Raw genomic sequence first — 13,771 nt, forward strand, 5'->3', positions numbered from 1 at the left:
CGGGAACGTACGAGCGCTTGGGGTTATGCTCGTCGGTCATCGTACAACTTGTTTGGCTCGACGGGAATAGCTTGCTCCCGGCTACGCAGCAGCCCCTCGAATCGGCACCGAGGTGTATCGATCGTTCCCACGCTCCCGGGTGGGAATGCCACCAGGGACGCTCCGCGTTCCGCTTCTGGAAGGTGACGCAGAGCGTCACGGGATGCATTCCTTTGCTGCGCGTGGGAACGATCAAAAGTGAGTCAGCCCAGCGGGAGCAAGCACCCTCGCCACAGGGGACCTTTTCAGCCGTGCTGACGCATTCACAACCCCTCGCGCACTGCCCCTCGAATCCCTTCCAGCAACATGGTGAACGCCGGGTTGTCGTTGTCCTGGCGCCACACCAGGTGCAACTCGCTCTGCACGCCTTCGCCCAGGTCGATCTCGCGAAATACCACCTGCTTGAACACCACGCTGGTGGCACACCGCGGTACCAGCGCCAAGCCCATGCCGGCGTTGACCAGTGCCAGGATCGTCAGCGACGACCCCAGCCATTGCACGAATTGCGGCGCGACCCGGGCCGAGCGGAGCATGCCGGTGAGCAGTTCGTTGAAGGGCGGGTAGGCGGAATGGGAGTACATGAGGAACGGTTGGCCATCCAGGTCCTGCACGCCCACGGACGCCGCAGTGGCCAGCGGATGCCCGGCCGGGACCGCCAGGACGAAGGGTTCACGCACCAGGCATTCGGTGGCGTAGCCGGTTTCCAGCAGTGGCGAGCGGACGATGCCCAGGTCGATGCGCCGGGCGCGCAAGGCCTCGTGCTGCTGGTAAGTGTTCATCTCCGCCAGGACGATTTTGACCTGGGGCTGTTTCAGTCGCGCCTCGGCAATGACCTTGGGCAAGAACTCGTACACCGCGCTGCCGACGAAGCTGATGGTCACCGAACCAATGTCGCCCTGGGCGAAACGCCGGGCGGCGACGGCGGCTTGTTGCGCCTGTTCCAGCAGGTTCTGCGCTTCGATGAAAAACGCCCGGCCGGCGGCGGTGAGCGCCACGCTGCGCGTACTGCGGGTGAACAATTCGACGCCCAGGTGATGTTCCAGCAGTTGAATCTGCCGGCTCAAGGGCGGTTGGGTCATGTTCAGACGTTCGGCGGCGCGACGGAAATTGAGTTCGGTCGCCACCGTGGTGAAGCAGCGCAGCTGGGCCAGTTCGAACATTGATTCAATCCAGGTATCAATCAAGTGCCAAGTTAGATTAGACGGGAACAATCCCCGGCGTCCATCATCGTCCCGTTCCCCACAAAAACAATGATCGGGAGGCACCCCTTGAATAACGTACTGGACTCCACGCCAGCGAGTACCCTCGCGCTCGCGGCGGCCAAGGTCAAACGTCATGTACTGCCATTGGTGGTCGTGATGTTCATCGTCAACTACATCGACCGGGTCAACATCGGTTTTGTGCGCAGTCACCTGGAAACCGACCTGGGCATCGGCGCTGCTGCCTACGGGCTTGGCGCCGGGCTGTTCTTCGTCGGCTACGCGCTGTTCGAAGTGCCGTCCAACATGCTGCTGCAACGCTACGGCGCCCGGGCCTGGCTGACGCGCATCATGTTCACCTGGGGCGCAGCGGCGATGGCCATGGCCTTTGTGCAAGGTGAAACCAGCTTCTATGTGCTGCGTTTCATTCTCGGCGCGGCGGAGGCGGGCTTCTTCCCCGGCATCATCTACTACTTCACCCAGTGGCTGCCCGCCAACGAGCGCGGCAAGGCGATGGCGATCTTCCTCAGCGGTTCGGCCATCGCCTCGGTGATTTCCGGCCCGGTGTCCGGTGCTTTGCTGCACATCAGCGGAATGGGCCTGCATGGCTGGCAGTGGATGTTCCTGATCGAGGGTTTCGCTTCCATCGTGTTGTGTGGATTTGTCTGGTTCTGGCTGCAATCGCACCCGAGCCAGGCCAAATGGCTGACCGCTGAAGAGAAGACCGTACTGATCGCCGCCATTGCCGAAGAGCAACGGGCCCGGGAAGCCGCCCAGGTGGTCAAGCCGTCGATGTTCAAATTGCTCGCCGACCGACAGATCGCGTTGTTCTGCTTCATCTACTTTTCCATCGCCCTGACCATCTACGGCGCCACCTTCTGGCTACCGAGCATGATCAAGAAAATGGGCAGCCTGGGGGACTTCCAGGTTGGTTTGCTCAACTCGATTCCGTGGATCATCTCCATCGTCGCGATGTACGGCTTCGCCGCCCTGGCCGGCAAATGGAAATTCCAGCAGGCCTGGGTCGCGGTGACGCTGGTGATCGCCGCGTTCGGCATGTTCATGTCCACCACTGGCGGGCCGATCTTTGCCTTTGTCGCGATCTGTTTTGCGGCCATTGGCTTCAAGGCCGCATCGGCGTTGTTCTGGCCGATTCCCCAGGGTTACCTGGATGCCCGTATCGCGGCGGCGGTGATCGCCTTGATCAACTCCATCGGCAACCTTGGTGGCTTCGTCGCACCCACGGCTTTCGGTTTCCTGGAACAGACCACGGGCTCCATCGAGGGCGGCCTGTATGGGTTGGCCGCGACCTCGCTCGTCGCCGCCGTGGTGATCTTTTTCGCCCGCACCGCGCCGAAGCGCGATACCCCGAACTCACTGTCCGGCCGGCCCGAAACCGTTGCCGAAGCCAATCCGCCGGAAAAATCGCAAGCCTTGAAACCTGGCCCATCGGGAGCCGCTGTATGAAGATCAAACGCGTTACCGTCACACCCATCGCTTTTCGCGATCCACCTTTGCTCAACGCCAGCGGCATCCATGAGCCGTTCGCGCTGCGCTCGATCATCGAGATCGAGAGCGACAACGGTTACATCGGCCTGGGCGAGAGCTACGGCGATGCGCCGGCCCTGGCGATCCAACAGCAACTGCAGAGCCAGTTGATCGGCCTGGACCCGTTCAACCTCAACCAGCTGCGGGCGATCGTCCAGGCCACCGTGGCTGCGCAAAAGCCGGCGAGCATGGCCGGTGCCGAGTTGGCACCAGGCTCCCACGCGAGCAAGGCGGTGAGCAATGCCTACTCGGCGTTCGAAGTGGCCTGCCTGGACCTGCAAGCCCATTACCTGAACGTGCCGCTGGTGGACCTTTTGGGTGGCGCGATTCGCGATGAGATTCCGTTCAGCGCGTATCTGTTCTTCAAGTATGCCGAGCACATCGATTCGCCCTATCCCGCAGACAGTTGGGGGGAGGCGCTCAACGAACAGCAAATCGTCGCCCAGGCCCGGCGAATGATCCAGGACTACGGCTTCAAGAGCATCAAGCTCAAGGCCGGCGCCCTCGATCCGGAACATGAAGTGGCTTGCATCAAGGCCCTGAAACAGGCGTTTCCCGGCTATCCGTTGCGCATCGACCCTAACGCCAACTGGTCGCTGGAAACCTCCATTCGCATGGCCGAATTACTGGGCGACGACCTGCAATATTACGAAGACCCGACGCCGGGGCTGGAGGGGATGGCCGAGCTGCACAAGCGCACTGGCCTGCCACTGGCGACCAACATGGTGGTCACCGATTTCGATGAGTTTCGTCGCAGTGTGGCGTTGAACAGTGTGCAGATTGTGTTGGCGGACCATCATTATTGGGGCGGCCTGCGGGACACCCAGGCGTTGGCGAAAATGTGCAGCACCTTCGGCCTGGGCGTATCGATGCATTCGAACTCGCACCTGGGTATCAGCCTCATGGCCATGGCCCACGTGGCGGCGGCGGTGCCGAACCTGGATTACGCCTGCGACACCCATTACCCGTGGCAGGAGCCGGATGAAGAAGTGATCAAGGGCGGCAAGCTGCCGATTGTCGATGGTTGCGTGAAAATCACTCGAGCGCCCGGTCTTGGCCTGGAGCTGGACCGGGATCAACTGGGCAAGCTGCATGACCAGTTCCTCTCGTGCGGCATTCGCCAGCGCGACGATGTGCGGCAGATGCAGCGCTACCGGCCGGACTGGAAAACCGTCAAGCCGAGGTTTTGAGCTGACGGCGAGGGGCCTGCCGCGCAGGCCAGCGGCAACAAGCTCTCACCTTGTGGGAGCGAGCTTGCTCGCGATAGCGGTGTGTCAGCCAACATCACCGTTGAATGATCCGCCGCCATCGCGAGCAAGCCCGCTCCCACAGGTATTGGTTAACTGGCAGGACAACCGGCCCACACCCAAAGTACCACGCCCCTCTGCATCGCCGTCTTACACCCAAACTGCCGCGCCGTGCCGGCGCTTCCAAAGCATCCGCCAATCGCCTCCAAGGCAGCGTATGACGTGGCCTGGTGCCTTTCGATAATCGCCTCCGACATCCTGTCTCATGTTGCGGAGCGCGCCATGCACAACAATAAAAATACCTGCCTGCGTTTTTTGCCTGCGGTCATCGCCGGTCTTTCGACCCTGGGCCTGACGTCTTGGGCCCAAGCCGAAATCATGCTGTACGACAAGGACCAGACCACCTTTTCCACTGACGGCTACATCAACGCCTTTTACGTCAACAGTGATGTGGACCGGGCAGGGGAGCAGTACGACCGTCGGCAGGCGCGGGTCAAGATGGGGTTTTTACCCAACTACCTGGGCTTCAACATGGGCAAGCAGGTCGATGACCTCAAGCTCGGCGCCCGGGCTTCGTTCTGGGTGACCATCAACGACAGCGAAACCAACGGCACCGACACCGCCATCGATGTGCGGCAGTTCTACGGCACCGTCGCCAACCCAGAGTGGGGCGAGGTGTTGATCGGTAAGGATTTCGGCCTGTTCGCCCGCTCCAACATCCTGCTCGATGAACTGCTGGCCGGTTATGGCCAGGTCAGCGACACCCTCGGGCTGGTGGACGGCGGTGGTGTGTCGTTCGGCAACATCGGCAGCGGCTATCCGTATCCGTTCCCAACCTCGCAGATCACCTACCGCACACCGGTGATGGACGGTTTGCGCGTGGCGGTGGGGATCATGGATCCAGTGGACACCAACGACAACAGTGCCACCGGCAAGGCCTATCAGGAAAACCCGCGCACCGAGAGCGAGATCACCTACCAGTTCGACCTGGGCGGGGCAAAGATCTACAGCTGGCTCAACGGCAGCTACCAGACCTCTGATAACACCGACTCCACGGTCGAGTCGGTGACCTCCAAAGGTTTGGGTTATGGCGTGCAAGCGAAGATGGGTGGGTTGTCGCTCACCGGTTCCGGGTTCCAGGCCAAGGGTATCAACCCGTTCTTCACCAACAACGCCGGCGAAGCCACGTTGCGCAATGTCGACAGCAAGGGCTACCTGCTGCAGGGCTCCTACAAGTTGGGCAAGAATCGCCTGGCGCTGTCCTATGGCAAGACCGACGACGACGGCAATGGCGTGGTGGGCAGCGGCGCCGACTACGAAACCCGCGGCATTGCGCTGTTCCATGACATCAACGACAACCTCAAGCTCGTGGCCGAATACAACCAGTTTGAAATCGACGGCCACGACACCAGCGCGCAGAACGAAGACACCGATACCTTCGCGGTGGGGGCTGTATTGACCTGGTAACACAATCCGTCGGATGAAAAGCATATCCCTGTGGCGAGGGGATTTATCCCCGCTGGGCTGCGAAGCAGCCCCCTGGATCTGTCAGGCAGACCGAGTTGTCAGGTTTTAGGGCCGCTTCGCGCCCCAGCGGGGATAAATCCCCTCGCCACAAGGGCATTCCAAACAAAGCCCGATGGTTTTTGTGGTGGCCCCAGCCGTGCGCATCGCGGCCGGGGTCGCCACTGTTCTCCTCCCATGGAAGCGCCCACCCGCTACCCAAGTAGCATTCGTGGACCGGGCGTTGCTTCGTACACTCAAGGCTCCTATCACGCACCCGTCGGAGGCGAAGATGCAGCAGGCCCAGAGCGAAGGTGTGGTGAGCGCCATGTCCCAGGCAACAGATGTCCAGCAAGTGGCCCAGGAGCTGGCGCGACAGTTGTTGCACCCGCACCTGGGGTTCGTGCTGTTTTTCTGTTCCGCCGAATACAACTTGCCGGCCCTTGGCCAAGCGCTTTCCCAAAGCTTCGGCGGGATTCGCCTGGTGGGCTGCACCAGCGCAGGGGAAATCACCACCCAGGGTTATGGCCGCAACTGCGTGACGGCGGTGGGTTTCGATCACCGGCATTTTTCCATTGCCGCCGAGCTGATCGGCGAAATGGAGCACTTCAGCCTGATCGACGCCCAGCAAATGGTCGAACGCCTGGCCAGCGGTTGCCGCAGCAATGCCCTGGCGCCGATCAAGGGCCACAGCTTCGCGTTGACCTTGCTCGACGGCCTGTCCAGCCGCGAGGAAATGGTGCTGGCAGCCTTGAGCGCCGCACTCGGCGACATCCCGCATTTCGGCGGTTCGGCCGGCGACGACAACTACCTGACCCACACCCATGTGTACTTCGAAGGCCAGTTCCACAGCGGTGCGGCCGTGGTGCTGCTGATCAACACCTGGCTGGAGTTCGAAGTGTTCACCACCCACCACATCCTGCCTCGGCAAGAAAAACTGGTGGTCACCGGCGCCGACAGCGCTTCACGACGAGTCTTTGAACTCAATGCCGAACCCGCCGCCGAAGAATACGCCCGGCATATCGGCGTGCCCGTGAGTGCGCTGGACTACCGGGTCTTCGCCGCCCATCCCCTGGCGGTGCGCATCCATGACCAGTACTACGTGCGGGCCATCCAGCAAGTGCACCCGGACCTGAGCCTGAGTTTTTACTGCGCGGTGGAGAACGGCATCGTCCTCACCGCGATGACCCCCGGCCCCTTGCTGGACAATCTGCAAAGCCTGTTCGACGGCTTGCAGGCACGCCTCGGTGATTTGTTGCTGACCATCGGCTGTGACTGCTTCCTCAGGCGCCTGGAACTGGAGGACCGCGGAGGCCTGGAACAGATCGGCCAGTTCCTGCGCGAACAACGGGTGATGGGGTTCAACACCTACGGAGAACAGTTCAATGGCATGCACATCAACCAGACCTTCACCGGAGTTGCCATTGCCCGCCATCGCGTCCCTGGCCAACGCTGAACTGCAGGCGCAGATCGCCAGCCTGCAGCATGAAAACCATAAGCTGCGGCGCATCAACGCCGCGCTGATCGAGCGGGTGGAGTCCGGTGTCACCCGTGGCAATGACCCGTACGCGGCGTTCCAGCATTCGGTGGTGTTGGCCGAGCAGGTGCGTGAGCGTACCGACGCCCTGAATCAGGCGATGGCCGAACTCAAGGCCGGCAATCACTTGCTGGGTGAGGCGCGGTTGCGGGCGGAAACGGCCCACCGACACTTGATCGATGCCATCGAGAGCATCTCCGATGCGTTTGTGCTGTTCGACGAACAACAACGCATCGTCCTGTTCAACAGCCGCTTTAAGGCGTTCTGGGCCCATAGTCGGGTGCGCATCATCGCCGGGATGCGCCTGTCGCAGGTCAAGCGCTTGATGACCGCCAACGGCTTGTTCAGCGAAGAACCCCGGGGGCAGGCCGACGAGCATGTGTTGTACCGCTTGCAGAACGGTCGCTGGCTGCAAGTCAGCGAGCGGCCGACCCAGGAAGGCGGGCGGGTGATCCTGTTTACCGACATCACCGACGTCAAGCTCAGTGAGACCGTGCGCCGCGAGCAGGCCATCGCACAGAAGTCCCATCTGTTGCAGCGCGCGGTGGACAACCTGTCCCAGGGCGTGGCGATGGTCAACGCCCAAGGTGTGCTGGAGCTGTGGAACCGGCGCTTCCTGGAACTCAGCGGCTTGGCACCCGTGGCCGCCCACCGGTTGTTCAACGAGGTCATCGCCGACAGCGAATTGCAGCTGCTGACCCCAGTCAGCCGCGACAGCAACGGACGGCTGATTCACGAATGCGAGCAGCGCCTGTCGGATGGCCGGGTCCTGGAGATCCGCACCCATCCGCTGCCCACCGGCGGCTACGTCAACACCTTCACCGACATCACCGAACGCTACCAGCACGCTGAGGCCCTGAGCGAAAGCGAGCGCTGGATCCGCCTGATCACCGACCATGTGCCGGCGTTGATCGCCTACCTCAACGCCGACCTGGTCTACGAGTTCACCAACAAGGTCTACGAGCAATGGTATTGCTGGCCCCGTGGGGTGATGCTCGGCCAGAGCCTGCGCGAGGCCCATAGCGAGCAGCATTACCAGCGCCTGGAGGCCTATGTGGCCCGGGCGCTGGCGGGCGAGAGCGTGACGTTCGAGTTCGCCGAAACCAACATCAACAATCAGGAGCGCTACATGTTGCGCTCCTATGTGCCCAACCGCTTGGCCAACGGCGAGGTGGTGGGGATCTTCGTACTGATCCGCGACATCACCGAGCGCCGGCGCACCGCCGAGGCACTGCACCAGGCCTACCAGAACCTGGAACAACGGGTCCAGGAACGCACCGCCGAGCTGACCACCCTCAACGATCAGTTACTGCGCGAGATCGACGAGCGCAGCCGGGTGGAGTTGCGCCTGCGCGAGGCCAAGCGCGAGGCCGAGCAGGCCAACCTGTCGAAAACCAAGTTCCTCGCCGCGGTCAGTCATGACCTGCTGCAACCGCTCAATGCCGCGCGGCTGTTCACCAGCGCCTTGCTCGAGCGCCGTGAGCCGGTGGCGAACGCGCAACTGGTGCGCAACGTCAGTCATTCCTTGGAGGATGTGGAAAACCTGTTGGGTACCTTGGTGGATATTTCCAAGCTCGATGCCGGGGTGATCAAGGCCGATATCGCACCGTTCGCCCTGAGCGAATTGCTCGAGAACCTGGCCGCCGAATATGTCCAGGTGGCCCGCAGTGAAGGCTTGGCGCTGCACTTTGTGCCCTGTTCGGCCCTGGTGCGCAGCGATATCCAGCTGCTGGCGCGGATCCTGCGCAACCTGCTCAGCAATGCCATTCGCTATACCCCCAGTGGACGAGTGGTGCTGGGCTGTCGGCGACATCGTCAGCGGCTGACCATCGAAGTCTGGGACAGCGGCATCGGCATTGCCGAAAACCGTCTGGAGGAAATTTTCCAGGAGTTCAAGCGCGGTGACGTGCAGCGTCCGGATCAGGACCGCGGGTTGGGCCTGGGGCTGGCGATCGTCGAGAAAATCGCCGGAATCCTCGGGCATCGGATCCAGGTGCGTTCATGGCCGGGCAAGGGTTCGATGTTTTCCGTCGAAGTGCCCCTGAGCGCCACGGCGCCCAAGCCGTTGCCGTGCCTGGACATGAGCGAACCGATGCTCGAGCGCCTGCGTGGGGCGCGGATCTGGGTGCTGGATAACGACGCGGCGATCTGCGCCGGCATGCGGACCTTGCTGGAAGGCTGGGGGTGTGTGGTGGTGACGGCGCTGTCGGAGCAGGACCTGGCGCGGCAGGTGGACAACTACCATGCCGAGGCCGACCTGCTGATTGCCGATTATCACCTGGATAACGAACAAAACGGCGTTGACGCGGTGGCGCGGATCAACGCCCGCCGGGCCTCGCCGATCCCGGCCATGATGATCACCGCCAACTACAGCAACGAGCTCAAGCAGCAGATCCGCGAGCGCGGCCACACCCTGATGCACAAGCCGGTGCGGCCGATGAAGCTGAAGATTGCGATGAGTCATTTGTTGGGCCAGGCTCGCAACTCTTGAACCGGACCCCTTTTGTGGCGAGGGGATTTATCCCCGCTGGGGCGCGAAGCGGCCCTAAAACCTGACAACTCCGTCCGGCTGACAGATCCAAGGGGCTGCTTCGCAGCCCAGCGGGGATAAATCCCCTCGCCACAGAAGCGTGTTAACCAGGGCCCCGGACCAAACCGGGGGGGTACCTGTTCAACGCCGCAGATAAGCCCCGAAATCAATATCCCCGGCACTGAGAATCGCCTGCACCCGATTGTGCACGTTGAGCTTGCGCAGGATCGCCGAGACGTGGGCCTTGACCGTGGTTTCGGCGATCTCCAGCGTGTAGGCGATCTGCTTGTTCGACTCACCCTTGGTCATGCGTTCGAGCACCAGCAGTTGCTTGCGGGTCAGGGCCTGCAGCAGTTCCGGTGGGAAGCTCGGGTTTTCGTTCATGCGTCGACCCATCGGGCTTTTTTGCGTGCGGATGATGTCGGGCGGCAGGTACACGTTGCCATTGAGAATCTGTTCGATGGCATCGGTCATCTGCGCACGTGGTGAGGATTTGGTGATGAACCCCACCGCGCCATACGTGATGGCTTGCAGCACAACCTGTTTATCCTGCTCGGCGGAGACAATCACCACGGGAATGGTGGGTGCTTCGTTGCGCAGGTTGATCAGGCCGTTGAGGCCGTGCATGCCGGGCATATTCAGGTCGAGCAGGATCAGGTCGAGGTCGTCGTGCTCGCGGGTCAGCGCCAGGGCGCTGTCCAGGTCGGCGGTTTCCATCACCTCGCTGCCAGGAAAACCGTCGCTGATGACGTTGTGGATGGCTTCGCGAAACAGTGGGTGATCATCGGCTATCAGGATTTTATACATGGCCATTCACCTCGTTATTGTCATAGGGGCAGGGCAGTTGTGCGCACTTGTAAGGTCAGGGAAAGGGTTCGGGGCGGGCCGCTTGCAAGGGCAGATTGGCCGCCTCCCAGGCATCGAGGCCATCGCGATACCAATACACATGCTTATAGCCCATGGCAGCGGCGCGTTTTACCGCGTTCCAGCTCAACCAGCAATCAGAGCGGCAATAAAAGACCAGCGGTTGATCCACCCGCCCGGCGGTGGCCTTGCGCAGGTGATAGGTCAGGTAATCCAGCCAGGTGGCGTCTAGGTCACCGTCACCGGTATTGGCCAGCCACAGGCTGCCGGGCAGGTTGGCGTGGGGCTCATTTTCAATGAACTGCCCCTGGATCCAGGGCCGACGGTAAACGTCGATCAGGACCGGAGGCGGCGCTTGTCCGAGCAGGCGTTGCAAGGCCGGGGTGTCGAGGGTCTGTGCGCCGTCCACGGAAGGCGGCGTCGGGCTGCGGTACTGGGCGACGCGATAGCCCTGGGGGGAAAACAGCTGTGTATCGGCCTGGGCGACATTCAGCGCCAGGCCCAGCAAGAGCATCGCCAGTAAACGGGGCATAGGATTGATCCTTTTTGTTATGCGCCCATTACATGCCAGGGTCGAGGTCTTGTGAATGCGACCATAGACAGGAAGACCGGTACTAAAGTAGTAATTTGAGCCGTAGGTGCCTGCTCAGAGCCCTTGTGGGAGCGAGCTTGCTCGCGATAGCGGCGGATCATTCAGCAATGATGTTGACTGACACACCGCTATCGCGAGCAAGCTCGCTCCCACAGAGGACCACAGGGATATGGGACGGGGCAGGATCAATTGGCCTTGCGCAACGCCGCATGCTGCGGATTGAACGTCCACACCGCCAGCAGCGCAAACACCAGCGTCAAGCCCACGCACACCGCCATCGCCAGCGGGTTGAACTGCTCATACAGCGCAAAACGCACCAGTTCCACGCCATGGGTGAACGGGCTGAGCGCGCAGAGCCAATACAGCCAGGGGCTGGCTTCTTGCATCTTCCAAAGCGGGTACAACGCCGAAGACAGGAAGAACATCGGGAAGATCACGAAATTCATTACCCCGGCAAAGTTCTCCAGTTGCCGGATGGCATTGGACAGCAGCAACCCTAGGGCGCTGAGCATCAGGGCCACCAGCAGCAGGGCCGGTAAGGCGAGCAGCAAGCCCATGGTCGGTGGCTGGATGCCGTACAGCCAGGCGATGGCGAGGAAGGCGTAGACCTGCAGCAGCGAAATCAGCGAGGTCGCGAGTAACTTGCTGGCCAGCAGGAAAGCCCGGGGCAGGGGGCTGGTCAGCAGCACGCGCATGCTGCCCATTTCCCGGTCGTAGACCATCGACAACGAACCTTGCATGCCGTTGAACAGCAGGATCATGCAGGCCAACCCGGGCACGATGTATACCTCGTAGGGAATGTAGGTGTCGTAGGGGGCGATGATCGCGATGCCCAGTGCCGCGCGAAAACCGGCGGCGAACACCAGCAGCCACAGCAGCGGCCGCACCAGGGCGCTGAGCAACCGCGTGCGTTGCAGCACGAAGCGCAGCCATTCGCGCATGACGATGCCGCTGAAACAATGCCAGTACGCGTTCATGGCTGGACTCCCGAGGTGGTCAAGTGCGTGAAGGCTGAACCGAGGGTGCCGCCGTGTTCCAGGCTCACGGCGTCGGCACGGCCACTGGCGACCAGGCGGCCTTGATGCACAATCAACAAGTTGTCGCCGGGCCGCACTTCGTCCAGCAGGTGGGTGGTCCAGAGCACACTGATACCCTGTTCCTCGCACAGTTGCCGAACGTGCAGCCCCAGGGCCAGGCGGCTGGCCGGATCCAGGCCGACGCTGGGTTCATCCAGCAGTAACAGGCGCGGTTCATGCAACAGGGCCCGGGCGATTTCCACACGGCGCCGATGGCCGCCGTTAAGGTCGCGCACGCGGTCGTGGCGCCGCTCTGTCAGTTGCTGGCGGGCCAGTTCGGCATCGATCCGGAGGCTGCCCTGACGCCGCGACAAGCCATGCAGTGCGATGTGATAACGCAGGTTCTGCTCGACACTCAGGTCCAGGTCCAGGGTGCTCTGCTGGAACACCACGCCCAACTGGCGCAGGGCCGCTCGCGGTGAGTCCTGCAACGAATGACCACCGACCAGAATGTCGCCGCGTTGCACGTCGTACAGGCGCGTGAGCAGGGCAATCAGCGTCGACTTGCCGGCCCCGTTGGGCCCCAGCAGGGCTGCGAAGCCGCCGACGGGCAAGTTGAAGCTCACCTGTCTGAGGGCTTCGCGCGAACCATAGGCAAAGCTCAGCTCACTGACCTGCAGCGCGCTCATGGCGTCACCACCACGCCCCAGGGGTAGCGCCCGACCTTGATCGACTTGAGCACTTTGCGGCTCGCTACATCGATTACCGAGACATCGCCGCTCACACCGTTGGTGGCCAGGAGTTGGCGCTGGTCGGGCGTGAACGCCAGTTGCCAGACCCGACGGCCCACCAACAGGTAATCCAGCACTTCGAAGGTCTTGGCATCGATCACCGCCACATGATTGGCCGGGCCCAGGGCCACGAACGCGAGCTTGCCATCGGCGCTGAGCTTGATGCCTACCGGTTGGACTTTGTCGGGGTGCACGCCTTTGATCTGGAACGTCAGGGTCTTGAGGATTTTGCGCGAGGCCACGTCGAGAATCGTCAGGGTGCCGCCAATTTCCGCCGAGGCCCAGAGCTGCGAACCGTCGCGGTTGAACTCGACGAAACGGGGTCGTTGATCCACCAGGGTGTTGTCGGCCAGGGTCTGGGTGCTGGTGTCGATCCAGTGCAGCATGTTCGTGGTTTCACTGGTGTTGACCGCCCACTTGCCATCGGGGCTGACAGCCATGCCTTCGGGTTCGACGCCTACGCCGATCTGGCCCAGCACTTCAGACGTCTGGGTATCGATCACCGTGACCAGGGCATCGTCCTCGTTGGACACATAGAGCCAACGGTCGTTGGGGTGCAGGGCGAATTGCTCCGGATCCTTGCCGGAGGGCAGCTCCTTGATGATTTTGCGGGTGGCGACGTCCATCACCTGGACCCGGTCCGAATCGCTGGCGCAGATGTACAGCAAACGATTGTCATGGGACAGCAACAGGCCTCGGGGGCGCTGGCCTACCGGCAGAGTCTCGATGACTGCCAGGCTCTGCATGTCGATCAGGCTCAGGCTGTTGTCTTTCTCGTTGGAAACCCAGGCAATGCTGGCTGCGGCGGGGCCGGCGATGAGCAGCGCAGCGCCCAGGGCGAAGGCTTTGCACAACAGGGGCTTTTGGCAGAGCAGGGCCGGGTAGAGCAGGGGGCGGCGCATGAC

Annotated in this window: 11 protein-coding genes; 5 read left to right on the forward strand and 6 right to left on the reverse strand. The window is 62.1% G+C overall.

What is annotated here, in order from left to right; genetic code table 11:
• Nucleotides 1-302: 302 nt before the first annotated feature.
• Entirely contained in the window at nt 303-1,199 is an 897-nt protein-coding gene (locus tag LOY70_RS14180) for a LysR substrate-binding domain-containing protein (RefSeq protein WP_265037659.1), read from the reverse strand.
• A 90-nt stretch (nt 1,200-1,289) separates the two neighbouring features.
• Here LOY70_RS14180 and LOY70_RS14185 point away from each other — a divergent pair, with 90 nt between their 5' ends.
• The 5 genes from LOY70_RS14185 to nahK all read left to right on the forward strand — a co-directional run bounded on the left by LOY70_RS14185 (nt 1,290) and on the right by nahK (nt 9,564).
• Complete coding sequence (locus tag LOY70_RS14185; RefSeq protein WP_265037660.1) at nt 1,290-2,705, forward strand: MFS transporter; 1,416 nt, start codon at nt 1,290-1,292, stop codon at nt 2,703-2,705.
• On the forward strand, nt 2,702-3,976 hold the full coding sequence (locus tag LOY70_RS14190) for a glucarate dehydratase family protein (protein WP_265037661.1): 1,275 nt from the start codon (nt 2,702-2,704) through the stop codon (nt 3,974-3,976). The genes LOY70_RS14185 and LOY70_RS14190 overlap by 4 nt, the downstream gene beginning before the upstream one ends.
• A 339-nt stretch (nt 3,977-4,315) precedes the next feature.
• Complete coding sequence (locus tag LOY70_RS14195) at nt 4,316-5,500, forward strand: porin (protein WP_265037662.1); 1,185 nt, start codon at nt 4,316-4,318, stop codon at nt 5,498-5,500.
• A gap of 328 nt (nt 5,501-5,828) precedes the next feature.
• Nucleotides 5,829-6,992, forward strand: a complete 1,164-nt coding sequence (nosP, locus tag LOY70_RS14200) for a nitric oxide-sensing protein NosP (RefSeq protein ID WP_265037663.1) — start codon at nt 5,829-5,831, stop codon at nt 6,990-6,992.
• Nucleotides 6,922-9,564, forward strand: coding sequence for a hybrid sensor histidine kinase/response regulator NahK/ErcS' (nahK, locus tag LOY70_RS14205; protein WP_413776634.1), 2,643 nt, complete (start codon nt 6,922-6,924; stop codon nt 9,562-9,564). The genes nosP and nahK overlap by 71 nt, the downstream gene beginning before the upstream one ends.
• A 180-nt stretch (nt 9,565-9,744) precedes the next feature.
• Here nahK and LOY70_RS14210 read toward each other — a convergent pair whose 3' ends face one another.
• The 5 genes from LOY70_RS14210 to LOY70_RS14230 all read right to left on the reverse strand — a co-directional run bounded on the left by LOY70_RS14210 (nt 9,745) and on the right by LOY70_RS14230 (nt 13,768).
• The gene (locus LOY70_RS14210; protein ID WP_265037664.1) at nt 9,745-10,410 is read right to left on the reverse strand and encodes a response regulator transcription factor; all 666 of its coding nucleotides are present in this window, start codon (nt 10,408-10,410) and stop codon (nt 9,745-9,747) included.
• 55 nt (nt 10,411-10,465) lie between these two features.
• Nucleotides 10,466-10,999 (reverse strand): PQQ-dependent catabolism-associated CXXCW motif protein, encoded by a 534-nt coding sequence (locus LOY70_RS14215; RefSeq protein WP_265037665.1) that lies wholly within the window; start codon nt 10,997-10,999, stop codon nt 10,466-10,468.
• A 245-nt stretch (nt 11,000-11,244) separates the two neighbouring features.
• Nucleotides 11,245-12,036 (reverse strand): ABC transporter permease, encoded by a 792-nt coding sequence (locus tag LOY70_RS14220; protein ID WP_265037666.1) that lies wholly within the window; start codon nt 12,034-12,036, stop codon nt 11,245-11,247.
• Nucleotides 12,033-12,764, reverse strand: a complete 732-nt coding sequence (locus tag LOY70_RS14225; protein ID WP_265037667.1) for an ABC transporter ATP-binding protein — start codon at nt 12,762-12,764, stop codon at nt 12,033-12,035. Before LOY70_RS14225 ends, LOY70_RS14220 begins: the two co-directional genes overlap by 4 nt.
• A complete protein-coding gene (locus tag LOY70_RS14230; RefSeq protein ID WP_265037668.1) occupies nt 12,761-13,768 on the reverse strand; it encodes a YVTN family beta-propeller repeat protein in 1,008 nt (335 codons plus the stop codon). The genes LOY70_RS14225 and LOY70_RS14230 overlap by 4 nt, the downstream gene beginning before the upstream one ends.
• Nucleotides 13,769-13,771 lie beyond the last annotated feature (3 nt).

It is taken from the genome of Pseudomonas sp. B21-054, assembly GCF_026016345.1.
Taxonomy (GTDB): Bacteria; Pseudomonadota; Gammaproteobacteria; order Pseudomonadales; family Pseudomonadaceae; genus Aquipseudomonas.